This window comes from Ensifer sp. PDNC004 (assembly GCF_016919405.1).
In the GTDB taxonomy this organism is placed as follows: Bacteria; Pseudomonadota; Alphaproteobacteria; order Rhizobiales; family Rhizobiaceae; genus Ensifer.
This window is the reverse complement of the sequence record NZ_CP070352.1, coordinates 1,721,064-1,743,882: the sequence shown is the minus strand read 5'-3', so window position 1 is coordinate 1,743,882 and position 22,819 is coordinate 1,721,064. Positions and strand designations below refer to the sequence as shown.

Sequence of the window (22,819 nt, the reverse complement as noted above, 5' to 3'; positions counted from 1 at the left end):
CATGCAGAACGCTCGAAAGAAGAGATTGGTCGTTATCGGGCGGAACGGACAAGTGGCGCGTAGCCTGGTGGAGCGAGCCGACCCACGGGCCGATCTCGAGGTCGTTACGATAGGACGGCCGGAACTCGACCTGTCGGATCCCGACAGCATCGAAGACGCGGTTCGCAGCGCCAGCCCCGATGCCGTGCTCGCCGCGGCAGCTTACACTCAGGTTGACCGGGCCGAAAATGAAGTGGAGCTTGCTCGGTTCGTCAACGGTCGGGCGCCAGGCATTCTTGCGGAGATCACAGATCGGATTGGAGTCCCGATCGTTCATCTTTCAACCGACTATGTCTTCGACGGGACGAAACCAACCGGCTATGTGGAAACCGATGAAACTGCGCCACTCAACGTCTACGGCCTGACGAAACGCGAAGGTGAGATGGGCGTTCGCGGCGCGACCCGCAATCACGCAATTTTGCGGACAGCCTGGCTCTACAGCCCTTACGGCCGGAACTTCGTGAAAACGATGCTGACGATCGCCCGTGACAAGCCGGCGATTTCGGTCGTCGATGATCAGATCGGCACACCAACGTCGACATTGGATCTGGCCGACGCGATCCTCGTCGTGACCCGGAACCTTATCGAATCGGATTCCCTCGCCTATCGCGGTACATTCCACGCAACGGCTTCGGGGTACACGAGCTGGGCCGGGTTTGCCCGACGCATCTTCGAATGTTCCGCTGCAAGCGGCGGCCCCAACGCGCGCGTGGAACCGATCCCGACCGAGCTGTTTCCGACGCCGGCCATCCGCCCTTCAAAATCGATGCTTGACTGCTCCAAGCTTTTCCAAGCACATGGTGTTCGCTTGCCGCCTTGGCAAGCCTCTGTCTGCGGCGTTGTCGACCGCATCCTTTCCAACACCTAGTTGACATTCCGAGGCGTGACGATGAAGGGCATTATACTTGCCGGAGGTAACGGAACGCGGTTGCATCCGATGACACAGGCTGTTTCGAAGCAGCTGCTGCCAATCTACGACAAGCCGATGATCTATTATCCGTTGTCGACGCTCATGCTGATCGGAGTGCGAGATATTCTCATCATCTCGACCCCAAGCGATCTTCCCCTGTTCCAGCGGCTCCTGGGCGACGGCTCAGAATGGGGCCTGAATCTATCCTACGCCGAGCAACCTCAACCGGGCGGAATCGCGCAGGCCTATCTCATAGGTGCCAAGTTTGTCGGAAAAGACCAGTCCTGGTTGATCCTCGGCGACAACATCTTCTATGGGCACTCCATCGGCGAGATCTTTGCGAATGCGGGCGAATGCGCCGGCGCCACGATCTTTGCCTACCATGTGACGGATCCGCAGCGTTATGGCGTAGTCGAGTTTGACGGGGCCATGCGGGCACTCTCCATCGAGGAAAAGCCAGCGCAGCCGAAGTCCAACTGGGCGGTGACCGGGCTCTACTTTTACGACAACGACGTCCTGGATATCGTGCGCGAACTCAAGCCGTCCGCGCGCGGGGAGATCGAAATCTCCGATGTGAACAGCAGATATCTCGAGCGTGGGGCGTTGAACGTCCAGTTGCTCGGCCGGGGATTCGCATGGCTGGACACTGGCACGCCCGACAGCCTGCTCGACGCCGCGGAATTCGTCGCGACGCTGGAGCGCCGGCAAGGCTTCAAGATCGCCTGCCTCGAAGAGATCGCCTATTCGCTTGGGTACATTTCTGCCGAACAGATGGAGCGCAGGGCCGCCAGCTTCAAGAATACAAGCTACGGCAAGTACCTGCTCGACCGACTGAGGTCTTAAGCCCGCAAGACAACGCCGCTATCGCCCACAATGGCGGCTAGAGTTCCCTAGAGCGAATGATCCCGGACGGCGGCGATCGTCAGCGCAAGAACCGACCACAACGCGGCGCAAAGCATGAAAATGGATACCGTGGTCTCGGTGAAATTCGGGTAGGTCGAGCTTTCGGCGACAGACGGCGATACGATCGGAATTACGAATATCTGCTGTTTCTCTACCTCTTCCCGCGCCTGCTCATAGCCGGACAGTGTAATGCTGTACAGCTTCTCGCGATAAGCGAGTTCGGTTTGCAGCGTTTCGTATTCTATCAGTTTGCTTGAAACGGTGTCCTTAGCGCCCACCGAACCAGTGAGGCGTGCTTCCAGCTTCGTGATCTGCTGGTTGAACGCATCGAGCTGGTCTTTCTTTACCCGAATTGCGGGCGAATTCCCAGATGACTGCTTGGTCATCGTCTCGAGTTCAGTCTCGATTTCGATCCGCTTGAGTGTCAGATCGGTAATCATGATGCTGATCTGTTCCGCATCCTGCACCGGGTCGATCGATTGCTCCGTATTTCGGAAGCTCAATAGCTTGAGTCTCGTCTCGGCGAGGATGTTCGCGCTGCGTTTTACGTCCTGCTCGACCCGCTGCAAGGTGTCGTTGCGGCTGCGCAGACTGATGCCGTTCACCAGCTTTTCGGTCAAGGTCAGCAGCTTCTTGGCCACAAGCTCGGAGTCCTCCGCGGAGAACGCCCGGATCTTGAGGTTGATGATGCCCGATCGCGCATCGAGTTCAGGGATGACTTTGTCGCGCCAGAACTCGACGATGTCTTCGATCGGCAGCTTCTGGTCCATTCGTGCAAGGTAATCGATATCGTTTCTTGCGAAGATCGGCTCAAGAAATGCCGCGCCACCGATATCGTGAACCACCGCGGCGCTGCGCAGATACTCAAGCACCATGAAGGTTTCCTGGCTTGTGCTTGAAAAGCCGCTGATCTGCGCCGCCAGCGCCATCACCCCCGTTACTGAACGCTGCGACTTCGTCCCCTGCTGAACGGTGAAGCTCATCTCCGTTTCATATTGGTCGGATGCGTAAAATGCCAGGTATCCGACGGTCAGCAGCGTTGGCACGAGCACACAGGCTGCGAAAGTAACCATCAGTCGAGTCGAGTGCTGGTAGAGACCCTGCAGGTTTTCCAACATCACTGCCGGCGCGCTCGTTGGTGCAAACAACGAAGGCTTGTCCTTCATCAGCTCAGTCATTTCCTGCTGGAGCTGCTGCTGTGTTATCAGATCGCCGCTGGAGGGCGCGGGCTTCCGAGGCCCACCACTGTTCATCAGTCGCTTCAACACAGCCAAATCCCTCGCCTTACGCCCGGTTGTCCCGGACGGCCTTGGCAGTCGTCACGAGCGCGAAGCTGGCCAATGCGGCCAGGGCAACCGCGATCAACGCATAGAGGAAACGCTTAGGATAGGTTGCGCTTTCCGGCTCGGTTGGTCGCATGAATACGCTCAAATACATTTCTTCTCGCATGGCGGAAATTCGAGCATCCTCATAGGACGCGGCTGCAGTGATGTATTCGTTGCGGGCTATCTGCTGCTCGACCTGGAGCGCTTCAAAATCGCCAAGCACACCAGAGAGAGCGCCCCCAGAGCCAGAACGTCCAACATCCGTGAGCTTGGCACGCTGGCGCTCGATCTCCTTTTCCAAACTCTCTATCTGGCGAATCAGCGTACGCATTTTGACCGAGTTGGACGCAAGGTTGCTGAATGATTCCCGCGTGGCGACCAACTTCGAAAGGTTCAGCTCCAGCTGCGTGACGAGTTTCAGCTGAGCTTGGCCTTGCTGATCTCCATCAAGAACCCCGCTTGCGTCGCGCAGACCTGCCATCCTCTGAACGATGCCAAGAAGCTTCTGACGCGCCCGATCCAACCGCTGTTCGGATACCTCAAGAAGGCTGCGCCGGTTCTGCTCGGACAGACCGTTGACCAATGACACAGTTCTCTCAAGCACCGCGTTCGAAATCGCCATCGCGTCAGCCGGTGTGAAGGCGCGCACCTTCATCGTTATGATGCCAGTGCTCGACTCCTCCGCCACGTCGACTTTCCACTTCCAATAGGAAAGCAGATCCTCGATCGGCTCGCTTGGGTCGAAACGGGAGAGATAATCGGCCTGGGGTGCGGCATACAAATTTCGAAGGTTAACGCGTTGATCGAGGTCGCGCGTCATCGCTTCACTGGTGATATATTTCGAGACGATAGCGGTTTCCGCTTTTGAAGCGCCAGCCGAGGCCCCGGTGACTGACGTGATCAGGTCGCCGACCTGCGATTTTGTCGCCCGGACCGCAAACCGGCTTTCAACCTGGTACTGATCAGCAGCCACAAAGGCGAAGTAAAGGATTGACAAGAACGACGGGATTGCGAAGACCGTGATCCATATCCCGGTCAGCAGACGCCTGAACTGGCGATTGCCTTCGCGCGCGCCAAAGCCGCCGCGGCCGCCGGTAATCGTGCGCTCTTGACGAGCTGCCGTAGCGGCCTGAAGGAGCGCGTGCGAGATGCGTTGCGCAAGCACGGCTCCGCTTTCGTCGACCGCCACCACGTCGCCATGCCGGTCCGACGCCATTCTTGGCGCAGCGATACTCTGCTCTTCAACCTCTGTCGTCATAGTCCCAAGCGTACGAACTTCCTCGCGGCCAAGTCAGCATGTCACTGCTTCGCCCCTATAGCACACAGTTTGTTCAAAATGCGAACTAACCGCGCCAGGTGACCCTGCGCTTTTCTCACGACGCCACAGCCACGTCAACGCCGAACCAAAATTGACAAATTTGCCGAATAACGCCACGTATGCATCTCTTTTGCAAGCTGCGTGACGTTAACGAGGTACCGCGACCTTGATGGTAACATTTCATAACGTCTTCAAGTTTTACAAGACGCCGGCAACGACCAAGATCATCCTCGATCACGTCAACCTGTCATTCGAGCGCGGCTACAGTTACGGCATCCTTGGCATCAACGGCGCCGGTAAATCGACGCTTATGCGGCTGATATCAGGCACCGAGCTTCCAAACGCCGGACGCGTTCGCCGGCACTGCAACGTTTCCTGGCCCCTCGGGTTTGCCGGCAGCCTGCACCCCGAGATGACCGGTCGAGAAAACGTCGCCTTTGTTTCACGCATCTACAATCACTCACCGCGTGAAGTAATCGACTTTGTCCAAGACTTTTCCGAGATAGGAGCCTATATGGATGCACCAGTCCGGACGTACTCCTCCGGCATGATGCAGCGGATCGCGTTTGGTTTATCAATGTCTATCGATTTTGAGTGCTATCTTATTGATGAGGTCCTCGCGGTCGGCGACGCTCGATTTCAAAAGCGTTGCAGGAACGAGTTTGATAAGCGGAGGAAAACTTCAGATCTCATAATGATCTCACATGACATGGCAACGATCCGCGACTACTGCGATCGTTGTCTTGTCTTAGAGAACGGGAGGCTGAGCCTGTACGATGATGTGGGTGAAGCGATTGAGTTTTACCGCATTCTCAACAGGTAGCCGAATATGTATTTTCACATTGATTACGCGACACCGGATTTCGTGGACGGATGGCTGACGCCTGACAATCCTACAGTTGTCCCAAAGTTTCGTATCGAAACTAATGGCATAAACGCCGTTGTACTCGAAGCCAACGTATATAGGCCGGATCTCGTAGACGCTAGACTCCACGAAACGGGACTGGTGGGCTTTCGCTTCGATGACCGAAACGTCCCAGGCTTTTCGTCCAGTTATGATCTCAAGATTACAGAGCTAGCAAATCAGAGGATTATTTACCGGCGATCAGAAAGCACGGAATACAAAACTGGAAAACTTCTGATTTACAACAACCTGCCTGTGCCTTCGCGTCTTTTCAAGCGCAAGCTAGGCGATCAATTCTTAGTCAGCTATCTATCAATAGACGAGCTTGGTATAGACTCTGCGCTTGCGCTGCTCGGAAATGACGCAATTGGGTCAATTTTTTCCGAAGGAAGGCTAGCTCTTGCGACACACTACCGCAAGCTTATAGCGCTTGACTACTGCGTCGCAGCTCTCATCGTCGAACCATTCACAGAACTCGCAAACAGATTGTTGGTCGTCAAAACAATATTGGATTCAAAGCACGGCGCCAACGGTGTCAAAGCCCTGCCACCGCATTACTCGTCGTTGCTTGAGTGCGTAGAGAACCTGAGAGAATTCTCCACGAACGATATAAGTACCGTATTTGCAGACCTCAGCCAGGCACAACGAACTGCAATCCGCGATCCGGTAACCCGAGGCTTAGCGTGCGATCCGAACGAGGAACCAGAACCGCGGCATGTGCCTATCGCATTGGGCAATCTTTCCGCATTCTCGGTGGTAGGTATCGGGTCACGCTTCGAACTTTTCAAACGCGCGCTCTCGCCAGTGATGCCAACATTGAATTTGAGTGACGTCTCTATTTTGACCCTTGCGGCGGCGTCCGAGCTTGAAGCGGCGTTGCGGCGCTCCGCCACTGTACGAAAGCTACTAAGAAACGACGTCCGACTGTATGACTACATTGAGCGATCGATAGACAAGGCGGATAGCCATGAAAAGCGTTGAGAGTCGGCCACGGGTTCATTTTCGGCATACGGTTCGCATTAAGTTCGCAACCTTTCAGGCAAATGCGCGTTCCTACGCGGGTATTCTGGGAGCACTCATCTTGCGCGATGTCAGAGCTCGAATGATGGGCTCGGCTTGGAGCTACCTACGTGTTATCGGTATGCCGCTATTTCACCTTTTAACACTTGCTGCTTTCTACAGTGCGATGGGGCGATCAGCACTTCTGGGGACGGATAAGATGGTCTTTTACGCATCTGGCATCTTACCCTTTATGCTGTTTCTCTACCCCGTACGCTCAAACATTCTAGCGATCGACGACAACCGCCCACTATTAGTATTCCCTCGGGTAAATCCAATTGACTTAGTCATTTCTCGCGCCTTACTTGAAATAGTAAACTCATTGATCGTGATCACCGTATTAGCTTTGGCACTTTTCGCGTTCGGAGCCGACATTGTTCCGAAAAACCCAATCAAAACACTCAGCGGGATTGGCATGACAATGTTGTTCAGCCTCGCTTTCTGCCTACCCAACGCGATTATTTCGCGACTCGTTACAAACTGGCTGCAGGCTTGTGTGCTGACAGCTGTTGGTCTGTATATCAGTTCTGGGGCGCTTTTTTTGCCAAGCCAAATGCCACCTATAGTATCCGAAATAATCTACTTCAATCCTCTCGCCCATTGTGTTGAGTGGGTGCGATCGGGCTATTACGAAACCTACCACGAGGGGCTTTTGGACAAGCGCTACCTAATTGGAGTTATCCTTGCATTGCTGGTGATTGGGTTTAGCTTGGAGCGCTTCCTTCGAGGCAAGCTGAACTAACACTTTGCGCGGCTTTCCATCTTGGATTGAAGTGCCGCCCCACGTTTGCCAATCCAACGAAAGTCGTAAGCGATGGGGTGGACGCCGCCCCCCCACTCGAAGACATCTGTGTACCAGAATCGTTGTGTTGGAATGACCTTGCCCCCAAGTTTTATCCAGTTTTGAGTTCGCTGCGGGTTTTTTTGGTTGCTGTCTTTGGGGCGGTAGCGGCGGGTTGCGGTGCGGAGCCATTTCGGCTGCGCAGCACCGAATCACGTCGCGGGTTGTTGGTCTGAACGAACTCGACAGGTGTCAGCCAGCCGAGGCCGGAGTGCGGTCGGTGATCGTTGTAGTCGCTGCGCCAGTTTGAAAGCGCTGATCGAGCGTGGGCCAGTGACGTGAAGAGCGTCTCATTCAGGAACTCGTCGCGCAGCCGCCCATTGAAGCTTTTGATGAAGGCGTTCTGGATCGGCTTGCCCGGCGCGGTGTAGTGCCAATCCACCTTGCTCCGATCCGTCCGTGAGCGCTCCGAACAGCCCACCTTTCCTTTTGTGATCGAGGCCGCGAGATAAGCTCCTTCACCGATAGCAGCGGAACAGGATGGTTGGAGATCGCGCTGATGCCATGCTTGAAGTCATGGATGAAGGCATGCATGAGGCCAGGCATGAGGGAAGGTATCGTCGGATCGAGGTGATCACCGGTCGACGCCAGCGGCGGAATTGGACTGACGAGGAGAAGGCGCGGATCCTTGCGGAAAGCGCAGAGCCCGACGTGAACATCTCGGCCGTTGCCAGGCGCTGGGGCGCCAATCGCGGCTTGCTGAACGTCTGGCGTCGGGAATCTGGGTTGACCTCTCGTCGCTCTGCCAGTACCTGCGCGCAGCAGGCAATGTTCGTGCCGGTGACGGTGGTTGGCGATCGAACGTCTTCCGAGAACTCGCCGTCGGATGTCCCCCACTACGCCACGGGTCGTATTGAGATCGAGATTGCCGGCGCGCGCATGACCGTGATCGGCTCGGTGGCGCCCGAGTTGGCGCAGGCGATCGTGGCGGCGTTGCGAGCACGCCGGTGATCGGACTTTCGCCGAATGGCGTGAAGATCATGGTCGCGACGCAGCCTGTCGACTTCCGGCGCGGCATAAATGGCCTTGTTGCGCTGGTGGCATCAGCCCTTGCGGCCGATCCCTATTGTGGTGACGTGTTTGTGTTCCGCGCCAAGCGGTGCGATCGCCTGCGCTGCATTTATTGGGACGGATCAGGCATGATCCTGGCGACGAAATGGCTGGAGGCAGGCAAGTTCGTTTGGCCACCGATCCGCGATGGCGCGATGCAGATGAGTAGCCAGGAGTTCTCACTTTTGCTGGCCGGTATTGACTGGACGCGGGTCAAGAGAAACACCGTAAAGCGGCCAAAGAAAGCGGGCTTATCCTATTGGATTTGCTTGACGATTCAGGATCATGTGCTAGGGTCTGCCACGCCGCTTCGACCCGACCCTTTACCTCAGGATGCCGCGCAATTGAGCCGGATCATTCTCTCGCTCGATGCAGAGAATGCCGACCTCAAGGCGCGCATTGCCTTCCTGGAGCAACAGCTCTTTGGGCCGAAATCGGAGAAGATGACGGCTCTCGACCCGGCGCAGGCGATGCTTGAGCTTGGCGATCTCAGCGACATTCCCGCGGCGGCCGATGACCACGTTGCACCCGTCGCCGAGGTGACAAAGCAGGAGCGGCGATCGCCGTCGCGCAACATCGGTCGTTTGCCCAATCATCTCCCACGGTATGAAGAGCTCATCGAGCCGGAGAGCAAGATTTGTCCGTGCTGCTCGTTCGAACCTCATTGTATCGGCACGGATGTCAGCGAGGCGCTCGACATCGTGCCTGCGGTTGTCCGGGTGAAACGGACAATTCGGCCGCGCTATGCATGCCGGGCCTGCGAGAGCGTCATGGTCCAGGCTTCGGCGCCGGCGCGCGTAATGGATGGCGGCATTTGCCGCCCATGTCGCCGTTTCGAAGTTCGCCTGGCATTTGCCGCTGCATCGCCAGGCGCAGATGCTTGCCTCCTGCGGCGTGATCATCGATCGCGGCACGCTCGGGGCTTGGGTGACGCGGGTCGCCTGGTGGCTTGAGCTTCTCTATTATGCGCTGCTAGCCTTTATCCGCTCCCAGCCGAGGGTATTATGCGATGAGACCCCGCTGCCGCGGCTTGATCCAGGGCGCAAACGAACCAAGGTCTGTCAGTTGTGGCCTAGGCGGTCGATGACCGCCCGTGGAATGGTCCGGCGCCGCCCGCGGTCGCCTATACTTTTCCGAAAGCCGCAGCGCTCGCGAGATCGAGGGGCAATTGTTGTCGTTTGCCGGCGTACTTCAGGTCGATGGCTACCAAGCCTATAAAACTCTGGCCAAGCGCCGTGGGAAGAGCAATGTCGCCCCGATGCGACTGGCCTTCTGCCTTGCCTATGCCCGACGCAAGTTCGTCGAAGTCGTCAAGCTGACTGGTTCTTCGGAGGCGCTGTCGATCCTGGCCAGAATTGCCGAGATCTATCGTATCGAAGCGAGACTGCGCGGTGAAAGTGCCGATACCCAGCTCACGGTACGGCGTCGCGAGGCAGCGCCCGTCATAAGCGAACTGAAGGCCCAACTCACGGAACTGAGCCAAGAGGTGTCGTCAAAATCGGCGTTGGGCAAGGCTGTCTCCTACACGCTCAATCACTGGAGCGGACTGGCAGCCTTCCTGGAGGATGGCCGGATCGAAGTGGACTCCAATGTGGTCGAGCGTTCGATGAAATCGGTGGCTCTGACGAGGAAGAATTCGTTGTTCGTGGGCAATGAACGCGGTGGCAAGACCTTTGCGGTCCTGGCATCGCTCGTCAACACAGCAAAGCTCAATAGTGTGGACCCCGAGGTCTGGCTTGACGATGTGCTGGAACGCATCATCTCCGGCAAGGTGACCGCGAAGCAGATGGACACACTCTTTTCATGGGCCTGGAAGGCCGACCGCGAGAGCATTGCAGGTCAGGAGCAACGGGCGGCATGACACAGAACAACCAACAGACAACGGCACGACCGAAGCTCGATGACGAGGCGTTCGAAGCCTTCATCAGGGCACGTCGTCCGGTGTCGCCGATCTGGTCGATGAGCGGTCTCGATGGCTATCTCACGGCTCTCATCATCGGCCCGAAGTTTATCGACCCACGTCAGTGGATCCCGGAGCTGACTGGCCCGGAGGCCCTGAACCTGCCGATGGAAACAACCGAGCATCGGGCCGTGCAAACCATCGTTGCGGAATACAACCGGATATCGGCAAGCCTCGCCGAAACGCCGAAAGACTACCGGCCCAGGTTCACCAGGCTCGATGATCAAACCTTTGATCCCTTCGATTGGGACCTCTGCTTTTTGTTGGGAACAGGATACGCGCCGAGGCTTTGGCAGCCGGTTCTTCGAGTTCATGCCGTCACTGGCGACATCATCGCGCCCATCCGCAAGCTCGGCGAGACAAAACGGAAAGCGACCCGCCAGGATGCTGCTGAGGTCGCCGAAGCACTCGCCAATATACGAACCTATTTTATGCCGAAGCGGGCAAAGCAGAAGTTCTGAGAAAAATCGCTATTGCCGTTCCGTCAACGCCGAAAGCAGTGGGCTGTTCGTCGCCCTCACATCCGTCCATTTGCAAAATCGCCTTGCTGGTGAATTCGCTGCCGTCGTCGCTGACGATCATCCTGGGCTTGCCACGTTCCTCGATGATCCGATCCAGCTCGCGGGCCACCCGTAGGCCGGAGAGCGACGTGTCGGCGACGAGAGCCAGGCATTCCCTGGTGCAATCGTCGACGACCGTTAGAATCCGGAACCTGCGTAAATCGGTGCGTTGATCCGATATGAAATCCAGCGACCAACGGTCATTGGCTGCCATCGGGATCAGCATCGGTGCTCGGGTGCCGATCGCTCGATTCCGGCCGCCACGCTTGCGCACCGTCAGCTTATCCTCCCGATAGAGCCGAAAGAGCTTCTTGAGGTTCACAAGGTGTCCCTCGCGCCTGAGCAGCACATGAAGGAATCGATATCCGAAGCGGCGGCGTTCATGTGCCAACGCCTTCATTTGCTCGCGAAGGCCATGATCGTCGTCGCGTCTGGTTTCGTAACGGATCGTCATTCGGCAAAAGCCGATGGCTTTACACACCCGCCGTTCGCTCATCCGATGGTAGTTCACCAGATGCGCGACAGCTCTCCGCTTTGCTGCGGGCGTCACCACCTCTTTCCCAAAAGGTCTTTCAAGGCGGCATTGTCGAGCATCGCGTCTGCCAAAAGCCGCTTCAGCCTCGTGTTCTCCTCCTCCAGCGTCTTCAGCCGCTTGGCTTCCGACACCTCCATGCCGCCGAACGTGGCTTTCCACTTATAGATGCTGGCATCGCTGACGCCGTGCTTGCGGCAAAGCTCCAGGACCGGCGTACCCGCCTCGTGCTCCTTCAGAATCCCGATGATCTGTTCGTCTGTGAAACGACTGCGCTTCATTCCCTGGTCCTCTCAATCGGCCAGGGCTTACTTCAAAATGGATTATTTCAACGGGGCAAGGTCAGCTGGGCCGTATATCGAAACGCGGGAACAAACAGTTGCGAACGCTCCTGATCGTCGGTGCGACATCGATCCTGAAGCAAGCACGCAGGGGAGTGACGCTCCCCTCTTGGATCGTCTCGCTGATGGCACGAAAGCCTTACAAAGTTGCAGCTGTCGCCTTAGCAAATATGATCGCTCGAACAATCTGGGCGCTTCTCGTCAAGGGCGGTTCGTACGAGATGCTGGCGATGTAGTGAGAACATAGAAGGAGAGGTTCCGGCTTTTTGCAGCCGGATCAAGTGGCAAGTTGCCAAATGCGTGATGAACCCAATGTGTTAAATCCCGACGCCGATCAGACCGTCTTTCCCAGTGCGCCATCGAGGGCGACAAACTGATAAGGCGATCGGCGTCGCGGATCTCATCGTGGCCAGCGGTCATAGACCGCGTTAACAGGCCGGACATATGACCGCACCGCCAGCGGGAGGGCGCGCGAAAAAAACACCGTGCTAACTGGGCGGTTCCACATATGGGGAAGATTCAAACGGCACTAGTGGGGAGTATTGTTCCGGTACTGACACCCTCTGCATCGACGGCTCCTCAACGCGGCAAACCTCCTTGCGCCCACGGAAGAGCTGACTGACGTGGATCTCGGCCGCGCGGGCAATCTCGGAGAGCACCGCGCCCGGCTCAAGGCAGGCAGCAACGAGGTCGTTCGTTGTCGTCGCGGGACCAGCGCCGCCGGCGCTCGACAGACGTTTTCACTTCAATCGGATGCTTCGTCATATGACTCCTCCTCTTATGTTCGTTTGCAAGTCAGCCGAGCATGGCTTCCCCCTTCCGTCTGGCGACGAACGGCAAACGCTCGGAGTTATTGAACAAAGCAGGACACAGGGCGTTTCGACGACGGCGGCATACTCTCATTCGCGGGCTGGATACCTCATTTCCCTATGTTCGTCTGGGGCTGCCTCTGTCTAGTGTCGGGCCTGGATGTCTCTGCCACATAGGAGTATCGAGGGTTCCCCACCGGGGCCCTGCCTCCAACCTTGTTCAACAAACAGATGATTTTGGCGCGCCTATTTTGGGCTGACTATCGGTCTAAGACTTCCCGAGTGGCGCAACCTCTTGTCCAATCGCCCATAGGAAAGCCGCCATTTTTCGCGCGATAGCGGCTACCGCGACTGTCTTTGCTTTGCCGGCACTGATCAGCCTGCGATAACGCGTGCAAAGCTGAACCTGTCCCTTCCACGCTATGTCCCGGACTACCTTCCGCAGGCCTACAAGCCGAGCCTGGATCGCCGGGCTCACACGCGCCGGGTAGCGATATGTCCAAGCCCCTTCTAGATGTCCAAGCCCCTTCTATGAGCGCGCGGCGCGCCCGGACGTTGCCCGCTTTGGTGATCCCGCCACGTTTGACGCGTTCGCCCGTCGAGCTTTCTGACGGTACCAAGCCTAGATATGCCATTACTACGCAGCGAATGAGCGGCCTCGTAGAGCAGAGTTCTCGTCATCACGTCACCGCAGCGGGAGATACGCCCGACCCGATCGCTCTCGTGCAGTGCAGAGCGCACCGCGCGGATCAGCTTAACGACGTGAGACTCGTCGATACCGACATCCACGCGGATCACGGCGTCCCCGAAGATGATGTCCACATTGGAACGGTCGCTTCCAGCCGTATCGACGACCGCCTCAGCTTTCAGACGGCCATTGCGCCGCCACGTGAACAACTGCGAGGGATCAATGCCGATGCGTCTCGCCACCGCCGAAACGCTCGCCCCAGCAGCTACCGCCTGAGCCTTGAACTCATCTGACCAGGGTCGAAACAGCCGCGGCGCCCCCTACAACCGATCCGCAACGGCTTCGATCATATGGAACGTTCTATGTTCGGACACAGCTATTCATACCAACGCTCATTCCCTGAACGCACACGAACAAGCCCGATGCCACCCCCTGCTCCAGACGGGGTCTGCTTGCCGCTTACATCACACGCGCCCCCCCGCGATGATATCTATCCGCGACCTCCTGCCCGCTGCTGGAATTCCTAAGTTGCGCCCGTGCCGAAGATCGATATAGAAGGGGTCCCGTAAGGCATACCACGGGAGACTTACCTTGGACATTGGCGTTGTAGTTTGGGCCGACGATCTAAAATATATATCAGCAAGACTTGCGATCGATAATATCGCACGAGTGCATCACAGGCGCGGCTTTAAAATAAAACTCCTCTGTCTCCACGGCTATGAGCTTTTCAAGCAAACAAGCGCAGGACGATTCGGGTACGAAATTATAGATTGCGAACCATTCTTCTCCGATTTGGAAAAAAAATACGTCGGAATAAGAAGGATATTCTCACACGATACACGCGGGGGGTTTTTCTTCAAGAATACCATGCGATGGTTCGTTTTGAATGAATTCTTAACTGGCAAGAAACTTAGCGTTGACGGCGATATCGTTATCAATTCCGGTGCGACGGACGCCCTCGAGCGCTCTCGGTGCGATTTTTACTATCCGGACAGCACGTGCTTCGTTCAGATTAGTGATGATTTCATGAATTCGTACACTTCGATAGTCGATCTCCTCAACACCGACGCGGTCGCTGGTCTTGAGCATATCAAAGCCGTCTCCCGAAAGCACGATATCCGTCATTGGGGCCTGTCCTCGATCAATTCAACCCTTGATCTTGACGAAGAAAAAATCGCGGCCTTTGCGGTACACAGCGCTGGCCTGTATCGCATACCGGCTGGCAAACGCCCAGAACTGGCAAGTCCGCCGTTCATCGCTCACGCCTGGGGCAACCCACCTCTGGGCCGCTATTTAGAGTCTGAATTTCATAGGTTCCGAGACGGCGTGCGATATTCCTTCAGCAACGATACTCACTACTTTTCCGAATATCCGTTAGCCTTCATGCATTACCAGGAACAACTGCACTATGTCATTGGATGCCATCGCCTCCTACGGGAACTGACCGCGCATGATGACGTCTATCGCAATCTACTGACTAAGGATAAAGTATACCGTTTCCTCAACGGCGAGCTTCCAGATACCAAATACCCGGCATTCATTCGCCTGCTGCACGATGTATCGCACAATCCCGATCGGACGAAAGTCAACCACTGGGACATGCGCGACATCATTACCGAGTGTGAGCAGTACGGCATGGGGCTCCTCTTCTCACGCGAACGGTGGCATAGCCCTTCGATGTTTGCTGACTGAACGTGTTGCCTCAGAAAATACCGACTGGCCCAGCGTCGTAGTAGACTGGAATGCAGGCCCACGTCTTTTGCAGACGGCGTTCTTTAAACACTCTTATATCGCCTTGCTTCAACCGCTATTTATGATATCAGAGGGCCGCTTTATCAAGGCAAGGCACGAAAACATATTATGAGTTTCATGAGAAACCCCTTGAAGATTTACATTGTAAGCCATAACGCAAAAGTCTTTCCGGAGCTTCCCCACTTTGAAGCGATTCAGGGTGGAAGCGCAATTCATTATAGACTTCCTATTTCGGGCGACGATACCAAGGACAATATTTCGGCGCGAAATCCGTTTTACGCGGAGATCACGCCCATGTATTGGGTTTGGAAGAATACGCGATTACCAAAGTATGTTGGTTTTTTTCACTATCGAAGATTTTTCAACTTTGGCCCGGATCAATATCCAGAATCTGTGCATTGGTCTGAAAAGAGTTTCCACGATTTTTCTGAGGAGAATATCGCGCGTTTTGGTTGGGACAAGGATAGTATTTATAACTCAGTTCATGGCAGTGATATCGTAACTCCCGTCATAGAGACCGTCTTACGCCCTCCGGAGTGGCGGGAAGCTACATCGCTTTACAATCATTACGATGCGTTGCACCATATCCGAGATCTCGAGCTGGCGCTTGAAGGGATAGCCAAGCTATATCCTGAACACTCAAAAGTCGCGGAGGAGACCATACAGCGCAAAGAAGGCTACTTCTGCCATATGTACATAATGCGAGCAGAAGTATTTCGTGAATACATGGAGTGGCTTTTTAGTATTCTATTTTACGTAGAGCAGCGCGTCGATCTATCCTCCCCTCTATATTTGAAAGAATATGGAAATCAGCGGATTTTCGGCTTTCTTGGTGAGCGAATTTTCAACATTTTCGTCGAAATCTCAAGAAGAAAGGGGCGTAATATTCTGGAAAAGCAGCGCCTTTTCGGGAAACTCCCTGAGCACTATATGGTTTCTTAAGGTTCAACGATATGACCCCCAGCGTTTCAGTTATCGTACCAATTTACAATGTGGGCGGATTTCTTGAGCAATGCCTAAAAAGTCTGCAAGATCAAGTTCTTGACAGCTTCGAAGTTATTATGATCAACGACGGTTCAACCGACAACGGGCCTCAGATTGCGTCTGAGATTTCTCAAGCAGACAGTCGCTTCTCGCTCTACCACAAAACGAACGGCGGACTTGGCTCTGCCCGCAATGAAGGCATGAAGTACGCCAAGGGCGAATACATCAAACATGTGGACAGCGACGACTGGTTCGACAAGGGCATGCTTGATGGCCTTTTCCGGCGCGCCAAACGTTTCGACGCCGATATCGTTATCGGCACCTATTTTGAGGCGATGAAGAATGACACCGAGGTCCGGTTGGTTCACCTCCCGCCCTCTTTGGCAAATTCGACCGAAGCCTTTTCGTGGCGAGAAAACCGTGACGTCTTCGCAACCCCTACTCCGATCTGGGATAAGCTGTACAGGAGATCGCTGATCGAGGAGAACGGAATCTCGTTCATTAAGGAAAATTGCGAAGATATTCCTTATCGATGGCAGACGCTCCTTGCCTCTAAGCGTATTACGACACTTTCCAGCCCGTACTACTATTATCGGGTTCGTGAAGGCTCACTGTCAGGTGGCCGCACTCTCGGCCTTGAAGTAGAACACGCATTGCGTGTGGCTGAAAGTCATCTCATTAAAGCTGGCCTGCGCAGTGAACTTGACGAAGAGTGGTCGCTCCGCAAAGTATTGGAGACCGTTTACATCCCAATAAAGGCTAGGAAGTCGCTGATTCAGGATCGAGATTTCGCGCGTCAGTTTCTTCCGCGATTGCAGCAGGTTTGCCGCAACATTGATCTTAGGAACCTTGGGCCGCGCCACTCCTGGATTCCGGCGAACTTCATGAGCGTCTATCTCTTCGGTCGCGAAATCATGGATCACGTATCCTTCCGTAGCTTTCTTCAGGAACAACAGCTCCTTCACGAAAGTGAAGGTGCGGATGACTATGCGCTCCGATCATCGCTTTCACTAGCTCGCCCCGGCCGTGTCAAGTTCTCTATAGACCGATATCCAGGCGAGAGCTGGGATGCAGGAACCGTAAGAGGGACAGATCTGGTGCTTGGGTCTCCAGTCTATGCCGATCATCGGGAACCCTGTGTCGCGAGTATCGAATTTGATGTCCAGGCCGAGATCTCCGCGCTTTACGGGACTGTCTTCACCGAACAAGAGGAGCGCAATTGCGACGTGTCGGTCAACGTCGCGGTTGAAACTCTGCAAGGCCAGTTAGTGGCGTTCGTGCGTAGAGTTGTCCCAGTAAACATGCGGTATGAGCAGCTGAAACTAAACATTCCGCGTGGACGTTACGTTCTTAAAGCCTGGGTTGAGGGCGATCCTTCCGTCCCGGCCAGGCATTTTACGGCAGTTGCTATCAAGGATCTTACGATTCTCAAGGTGGAGCATTGAAATCAGGGCCGGATCGCAGTCCAGGCCCGGTCTCTACAAAACTGTTCGACAAGTGCTTGCGCCCCACTACTCTCCTTGCTACGGGATTCTCCTAGATTTTTGGGGGAGCCTGTGCCTGTCATTTGCCGCGATCTGAAGTTGCTTTTTCTCTGCGTACCCAAAACGGGCTGCACAGCGATAGCGAATGTTCTTATTCAGCATTATGGAGGCGAGTGGCTGCCAGAGCACGATGTCTATTCCGCGTCAGGTGAGCTGGTCTGTCACACGAAGCATTCGACTGTTAGGGAATTAGTGCAAGCCGGGTGCCTCTCGCAAGAAGAGGTGGACGAACTCTACATAGTCGGTGGCACACGCCATCCCGTCAGTTGGTTGCTGTCCAACTATTATTTCGCCATCGACAGTTACAAACGGTACGGCGAAGAAACGACAGAAGAGTGGGTCCGGCGGAATTTGGAAATGTACCGTTTTGCCTCGACCAACAACTTCGATGCGTTTGTGCGGGCGTATTGGCCGCCTGATGGGCAAACCGTCAGTTGGGTGCACCTTCAAGACGTTGATTACGTAATTCGACAGGAGCAACTGCAAGTCGGGTTCGACACTATGATGGCGCATGTCGGCGCCGAGACGCGCATTATCCCACTCGATAACATCACCTGGGAACGCGTCCACGCTAGCAACGTTTGTAACCTGCCGACCGCGAGCTACATCGCCGCAGCTTTTTCGAAAGACTTTGACAGATTTGGATATTCACTGGATGAGAGCGTGTCGCAGGACAGCGTTGCTACCAGCATGAACGTCTACTCCGTAGTTTGGGCGCGATCTCCAGAGTACGTCAAACACCAATTGGCGCTCAAGCAGCGGGCTGCGGCGCAGAGAAACAAAGGGGTGTTCTGTCGTATTGATGTTCTCGTCATCGATGGGTTTGAACACTTTTCCGGCGTAATAGAAGAACTGCGGGAGCTTGATTGCCACGTCCACGATAAGAGTTCAGTGTTCCAAGGGCTTGTAGAACGCTATCGGAATCTTTGGGTACATTATGAGCCGTTGATCATCGGCAGCTACGACGGCGATTTCTTTTTCAAGAATCTCATGCGATGGTTGGTCTGCGCAGAACACGCGTCGGGGCATCCCTTTCTGCACATCGATGCCGACCTTGTTCTAAATGAAGATCCACGAAAACTGGCGACAGATTTCCACGGCAAGGGGTTCTATGCCTCTTCGACGTGCTTTGTTTTCGTACGGGATAGCAGTGCGTTCGCGGCAGCATATGCGTCCGATCTGGACAGATTGGATAGAGATCCAAGCGGTTTCAGCCGAGAGATTGGCATCACTGCAAGGACGAGGCAAACGGCCGAGTGGGACTTGCATGCCGTAGAATCTTTGACAGACTTGGACGAGGAGAAGTTTTTTTGCTTCCACATTCACGAACACCCGCTGTCATGGGCGCGCCCAGACAATTCTGAATATGTATACATTCCATTCGTTGTCCACACCTATGGCCCTCACAACGGTGTAGGCGGTACCGCGAGTGCACTTCCGATCGCCTACGACTGGAGAAATCGAGTGCACTATTGGAACGGCAAGCGTATGGCTTACATGCACTACCAACGACGTTTTGCTGATATTCTTGGGGTGCATACGGCCCAAGCAATGCTGGGGGTAACGGCTGAGTGTCGATGGTGCATGAGGCCAGTGGCGTGGCCAGCAAATTCGCGTGAAACCGGCGTCGATCACCTTGTTGCGTCATTAGTTTCCTTTAATAGCGGCCTCACAGTTCACGGTAAAGACCCGTTCTCCTACGAAACGATCATAAGCACATATGAGCTTTGGGGGCTCAGCGAGGTTTTCGTCAACTATTTCTGGCATGCGAAAGGAGCCTTTCGATGACAGTTGAAGACAATATAGCCTAAGTACTCTATCCGTTGGTCAGCGAAGAATACGAACAACACCTCGAATTGTTAGATAATTTTTACTTGGGTGAAGACGATATTGCGCTAGTCTGTCAATCAGCGCAGAACTTTGGCTCTGACGCAGATTTGGCGTGTTGCTTTCATATTGCACCGATCAGCCGGGCTTGAAGAAGATCGAGTTTTCCGCGTCCGTACATTTGGCGTTTTACCAGCTTGAGCTTGGTTATCTGCCCTTCGGTCTGCCCATTGAACCAGGGTGAGACGATCGCCGCTCTAACCGCCTTCATGGTAAGCGACAAGCTGGGGCCGTTCAGGCGGCGTAGTTCCACGGCATGAGTGCGTCAATATCGCTGATGGGCCATCCATTTGCGAGGCGCTCAAGTGTCTGGGTAAGCCAGGCTTGCGGATCGACGGCATTCATCTTTTGCTGTCTGCAGGAGCGTCGCGATCGTCGCCCAGGTCCTGCCGCCGCCGTCGCTACCAGCGAAGAGGCTATTTTTCCTGGTGATGGCCTGGGGTCTGATAGCTCGCTCGACGATGTTGGAGTCGAGCTCGATGCGGCCGTCGGTCAGGAAGCGCTCGAATACGTCGCGACGCGATATGGCATACCGGAGAGGTTCGGCGAGTTTGGATTTTCCCGACACCCGCGGCAGGGTCGCCTGCCATGGTGTGAAGAGGTCACGGACGATCACCGCCGAACTTTCCTGACGCGCTACGACACGAGCTTCGGGACTTTGGCCGCGGACGGTTTCCTCGATTTCCCAGAGCCTCGCCATGCGCTCGACCGTCTCTGTGGCGACCTTCGAGCTCTTCGCCGCGTGCAATTCGTAGAACTTCCGCCGGCTATGTGACCAGCAACCTGTGTTCCGGCGTCCAATTTTGGCTCTGATTCATTTTGGATGCAGTCGTAACGATGCTGCGTTGCTGGTTTCCACAAAGGAATCAGTATGATGAGCACTAAACTCTGCGCTTCTGATTTGGTCCCGGCTGGCTTCCTGCTTGCCGCAGCCAGCGCAACGGCGGCTTGCCCAGCGCGCGGACGAATGTCTCGAACGGTGCGAAGTCGCTATTGCCGCCAGGTCGCGGACCTTTCCCTTGTTGGTTTTCACGCGGAACTGAGCCGGTTTTTCCACCGAGAAGTGAGCCACCTCTAAGTATGGTTTTCTGAACAGGCTTTGGTCAATGGGCTGGCTTTTTCTCCTCTCTTTAGCGCCGCGGCGGCCGAGCTGGCCTTGAAGCGGAAGCTGTCATTTCCGGTTTCGAGGATATGGCAACGGTGGGTCAGGCGATCGAGCAGAGCGGTGGTCATCTTGGCGTCGCCGAAGACCGTGGCCCATTCGCTAAAGCTGAGGTTGGTGGTGCTGATGACGCTGGTGCGCTCGTAGAGCTTGCTCAGCAGGTGGAAGAGCAGCACTCCGCCTGACTCGGTGAACGGAAGATATCCGAGTTCATCCAGGATCAACAGATCGAGACGAGCCAGCGTCTCGGCGATCTGGCCTGTCTTGCCCTTCGCCTTCTCCTGCTCGAGCGCATTGACCAATTCGATGGTCGAGAAGAAGCGGACCTTTCGGCGGTGATGCTCGATAGCCTGGACGCCGAGAGCGGTCGCGACGTGTGTTTTGCCTGTGCCCGGCCCGCCGACGAGGACAATGTTATGCGCTCCGTCCATGAACTCGCATCGGTGCAGTTGGCGCACGGTGGCTTCGTTGATCTCGCTGGCGGCGAAGTCGTATCCGGAGATGTCCTTGTAGGCAGGGAAGCGCGCAGCCTTCATGTGATAGGCGATCGAGCGAACCTCACGTTCGGCCATTTCGGCTTTCAACAACTGGTGCAGGATCGGCACGGCCGCATCAAAAGCTGGAGCACCTTGCTCGATCAGGTCCGCGACCGCTTGGGCCATGCCATACATCTTCAGGCTCCGGAGCATGATAACGACGGCGGCATTTGCGGGATCATGACGCATGGCGACCTCCCATGATCCGGACACGCAGCCCGTCATAGCGTTCGACGTTGGCCCTGGGTTCGCGCAGCAAGGTCAGCGCCTGTGGTGTGTCGATATCGGGACCATCACTGGTTTTGCTGTCGATCAGCCGATGCAGCAGGTTCAACACATGCGTCTTGGTTGCCACACCGGCATCCAGGGCCAGTTCCACAGCGCGGAGGACGACCTGTTCGTCGTGATGAAGAACGAGAGCAAGGATATCGGCCATCTCGCGATCACCGCCGGGGCGGCGAAGCATCTGGTCCTGCAGTTGTCGAAAGGCCAGTGGTAATTCCATGAAGGGTGCGCCATTGCGCAGAGCACCGGGCTTGCGCTGGATGACGGCAAGGTAATGCCGCCAGTCGTAAATCGTTCGTTGTGGCTTGTCGTGGCTGCGTTCTATGATCCGCGGATGTTCGCAGAGGATATTGCCCTCGGCTGCAACGACCAGTCGCTCGGGATAAATCCGCAGGCTGACGGGCCGGTTCGCAAAAGACGCAGGCACGCTGTAGCGATTACGCTCGAAGGTGATCAGGCATGTTGGCGAGACGCGCTTGCTCTGCACAGGTCCTGGCAATGCTGCTCCAGCCGGGCATTCAATGCCGGCAGATCGGGAAAGTCCGGCATCTGCTGCCACAGCCGCGGTCGGGCATCCTGGACCTTCTTCTCGACTTGGCCCTTCTCCCAACCCGCAGCGGGATTGCAGAACTCAGGCGCAAAGACGTAGTGGTTCGTCATCGCGAGGAACCGGATATTGACCTGTCGCTCCTTGCCGCGGCCGACGCGATCGACTGCTGTCTTCATGTTATCGTAGATGCCGCGAGCAGGGACGCCGCCGAACACACGGAAGCCGTGCCAATGGGCGTCAAAGAGCATCTCGTGCGTTTGCAGCAGGTAGGCTCTGACCAGGAAAGCCCGACTGTGCGATAGCTTGATGTGTGCCACCTGAAGCTTTGTGCGTTCGCCGCCGATCACGGCATAGTCCTCACTCCAATCGAATTGGAATGCTTCGCCTGGGCGGAATGACAGCGGTACGAATATGCCACGGCCCGTCGTCTGTTGCTCACGTTGCCGATCAGCTCGCCACTCGCGGGCGAAAGCGGCTACCCGGCCATAGGAGCCGGTAAAGCCGAGAGCCACCAGGTCGGCATGGACCTGCTTCAGTGTTCGGCGCTGCTTGCGCGATTTCCGGCCTCTGTCTTCAGCCAGGCCGCCAGTTTGTCGGCAAATGGATCAAGCTTGCTCGGCCGTTCCGGTACGTAAACGTCGGCTCGATCGTGCCAGCGTTCAAATACTTTGCGATCGTGTTACGCGACAGCCCGGTGCGCCGGCTGATCTCGCGGATCGACTGCATCTCGCGTAGCGCCATCCGACGGATGATGTTTAAAAGTCCCATGTGGATCACTCCGTTGCCCCCGTCGCTCTCCGCGTTGGGGGAAGGTTCACATGGCTCAATTCTCAATGGAAATTATGCGCCTGACCGGCTCAGTTCCGCGTGGAAACCAACA

Annotated in this window: 14 protein-coding genes and 8 pseudogenes; 14 read left to right on the top strand and 8 right to left on the bottom strand. The window is 55.7% G+C overall.

The genetic code is table 11. The features are described from left to right. Nucleotide 1 precedes the first annotated feature (1 nt). Both rfbD and rfbA read left to right on the top strand, forming a co-directional pair. Nucleotides 2-907, top strand: coding sequence for a dTDP-4-dehydrorhamnose reductase (rfbD, locus tag JVX98_RS07715; protein WP_205236387.1), 906 nt, complete (start codon nucleotides 2-4; stop codon nucleotides 905-907). 21 nt (nucleotides 908-928) lie between these two features. Then, entirely contained in the window at nucleotides 929-1,792 is an 864-nt protein-coding gene (gene rfbA, locus JVX98_RS07710) for a glucose-1-phosphate thymidylyltransferase RfbA (protein ID WP_205237026.1), read from the top strand. A 47-nt stretch (nucleotides 1,793-1,839) separates the two neighbouring features. Here rfbA and JVX98_RS07705 read toward each other — a convergent pair whose 3' ends face one another. Together JVX98_RS07705 and JVX98_RS07700 are read right to left on the bottom strand one after the other, a co-directional pair. Continuing rightward, entirely contained in the window at nucleotides 1,840-3,126 is a 1,287-nt protein-coding gene (locus tag JVX98_RS07705; protein WP_205236386.1) for a hypothetical protein, read from the bottom strand. A gap of 10 nt (nucleotides 3,127-3,136) precedes the next feature. Next, nucleotides 3,137-4,435, bottom strand: a complete 1,299-nt coding sequence (locus JVX98_RS07700; protein ID WP_205236385.1) for a hypothetical protein — start codon at nucleotides 4,433-4,435, stop codon at nucleotides 3,137-3,139. A gap of 229 nt (nucleotides 4,436-4,664) precedes the next feature. Here JVX98_RS07700 and JVX98_RS07695 point away from each other — a divergent pair, with 229 nt between their 5' ends. From JVX98_RS07695 to JVX98_RS07685, 3 genes are all read left to right on the top strand, one after another. Next, entirely contained in the window at nucleotides 4,665-5,318 is a 654-nt protein-coding gene (locus JVX98_RS07695) for an ABC transporter ATP-binding protein (protein ID WP_205237025.1), read from the top strand. A 6-nt stretch (nucleotides 5,319-5,324) separates the two neighbouring features. Next, nucleotides 5,325-6,380 carry a hypothetical protein gene (locus JVX98_RS07690; RefSeq protein ID WP_205236384.1) on the top strand — a complete coding sequence of 352 codons (1,056 nt, stop codon included), beginning with the start codon at nucleotides 5,325-5,327 and terminating at the stop codon, nucleotides 6,378-6,380. A 100-nt stretch (nucleotides 6,381-6,480) separates the two neighbouring features. Further along, the gene (locus tag JVX98_RS07685) at nucleotides 6,481-7,200 is read left to right on the top strand and encodes an ABC transporter permease (protein WP_205236383.1); all 720 of its coding nucleotides are present in this window, start codon (nucleotides 6,481-6,483) and stop codon (nucleotides 7,198-7,200) included. Nucleotides 7,201-7,351: 151 nt separating this feature from the next. On the opposite strand, the pseudogene JVX98_RS07680 reads toward JVX98_RS07685, so the two are convergent. Beyond that, nucleotides 7,352-7,693, bottom strand: a pseudogene (locus JVX98_RS07680) (transposase); the annotation flags it as partial. 86 nt (nucleotides 7,694-7,779) lie between these two features. Here JVX98_RS07680 and JVX98_RS07675 point away from each other — a divergent pair. The 4 genes and pseudogenes from JVX98_RS07675 to JVX98_RS07660 all read left to right on the top strand — a co-directional run bounded on the left by JVX98_RS07675 (nucleotide 7,780) and on the right by JVX98_RS07660 (nucleotide 10,770). Next, nucleotides 7,780-8,250: a transposase gene (locus JVX98_RS07675; protein ID WP_205236382.1), complete on the top strand. Its 471-nt coding sequence runs from the start codon at nucleotides 7,780-7,782 to the stop codon at nucleotides 8,248-8,250. Continuing rightward, nucleotides 8,247-8,600: pseudogene (gene tnpB, locus JVX98_RS07670) on the top strand (IS66 family insertion sequence element accessory protein TnpB); the annotation flags it as partial. The gene JVX98_RS07675 and the pseudogene tnpB, both read left to right, overlap by 4 nt. A gap of 36 nt (nucleotides 8,601-8,636) precedes the next feature. Beyond that, nucleotides 8,637-10,210: pseudogene (locus tag JVX98_RS07665) on the top strand (IS66 family transposase). After that, nucleotides 10,207-10,770 (top strand): UPF0149 family protein, encoded by a 564-nt coding sequence (locus JVX98_RS07660; protein WP_205236381.1) that lies wholly within the window; start codon nucleotides 10,207-10,209, stop codon nucleotides 10,768-10,770. Before JVX98_RS07665 ends, JVX98_RS07660 begins: the two are co-directional and overlap by 4 nt. A gap of 70 nt (nucleotides 10,771-10,840) precedes the next feature. On the opposite strand, the pseudogene JVX98_RS07655 reads toward JVX98_RS07660, so the two are convergent. Then, nucleotides 10,841-11,682, bottom strand: a pseudogene (locus JVX98_RS07655) (IS3 family transposase); the annotation flags it as partial. A 53-nt stretch (nucleotides 11,683-11,735) separates the two neighbouring features. Here JVX98_RS07655 and JVX98_RS07650 point away from each other — a divergent pair. Next, nucleotides 11,736-11,978: pseudogene (locus tag JVX98_RS07650) on the top strand (IS110 family transposase); the annotation flags it as partial. 841 nt (nucleotides 11,979-12,819) lie between these two features. Here the strand turns inward: JVX98_RS07650 and JVX98_RS07645 are convergent. Further along, nucleotides 12,820-13,189: pseudogene (locus JVX98_RS07645) on the bottom strand (transposase); the annotation flags it as partial. Nucleotides 13,190-13,830: 641 nt separating this feature from the next. On the opposite strand from JVX98_RS07645, the gene JVX98_RS07635 reads away from it, so the two are divergent. The 4 genes from JVX98_RS07635 to JVX98_RS07620 all read left to right on the top strand — a co-directional run bounded on the left by JVX98_RS07635 (nucleotide 13,831) and on the right by JVX98_RS07620 (nucleotide 19,307). After that, nucleotides 13,831-14,931 (top strand): hypothetical protein, encoded by a 1,101-nt coding sequence (locus JVX98_RS07635; RefSeq protein ID WP_205236380.1) that lies wholly within the window; start codon nucleotides 13,831-13,833, stop codon nucleotides 14,929-14,931. 189 nt (nucleotides 14,932-15,120) lie between these two features. Next, nucleotides 15,121-15,933 carry a DUF4422 domain-containing protein gene (locus JVX98_RS07630; RefSeq protein WP_205236379.1) on the top strand — a complete coding sequence of 271 codons (813 nt, stop codon included), beginning with the start codon at nucleotides 15,121-15,123 and terminating at the stop codon, nucleotides 15,931-15,933. 11 nt (nucleotides 15,934-15,944) lie between these two features. Continuing rightward, complete coding sequence (locus JVX98_RS07625) at nucleotides 15,945-17,420, top strand: glycosyltransferase (protein WP_205236378.1); 1,476 nt, start codon at nucleotides 15,945-15,947, stop codon at nucleotides 17,418-17,420. Between the two features lie 111 nt (nucleotides 17,421-17,531). Beyond that, the gene (locus JVX98_RS07620; RefSeq protein WP_205236377.1) at nucleotides 17,532-19,307 is read left to right on the top strand and encodes a sulfotransferase family 2 domain-containing protein; all 1,776 of its coding nucleotides are present in this window, start codon (nucleotides 17,532-17,534) and stop codon (nucleotides 19,305-19,307) included. A 333-nt stretch (nucleotides 19,308-19,640) separates the two neighbouring features. On the opposite strand, the pseudogene JVX98_RS07610 reads toward JVX98_RS07620, so the two are convergent. The 3 genes and pseudogenes from JVX98_RS07610 to istA all read right to left on the bottom strand — a co-directional run. Further along, a pseudogene (locus tag JVX98_RS07610) lies at nucleotides 19,641-20,190 on the bottom strand (transposase); the annotation flags it as partial. Between the two features lie 290 nt (nucleotides 20,191-20,480). After that, nucleotides 20,481-21,293: an IS21-like element helper ATPase IstB gene (gene istB / locus JVX98_RS07605; RefSeq protein ID WP_205236376.1), complete on the bottom strand. Its 813-nt coding sequence runs from the start codon at nucleotides 21,291-21,293 to the stop codon at nucleotides 20,481-20,483. Then, nucleotides 21,283-22,707: pseudogene (istA, locus tag JVX98_RS07600) on the bottom strand (IS21 family transposase). The gene istB and the pseudogene istA overlap by 11 nt, the downstream one beginning before the upstream one ends. Nucleotides 22,708-22,819: the final 112 nt, after the last annotated feature.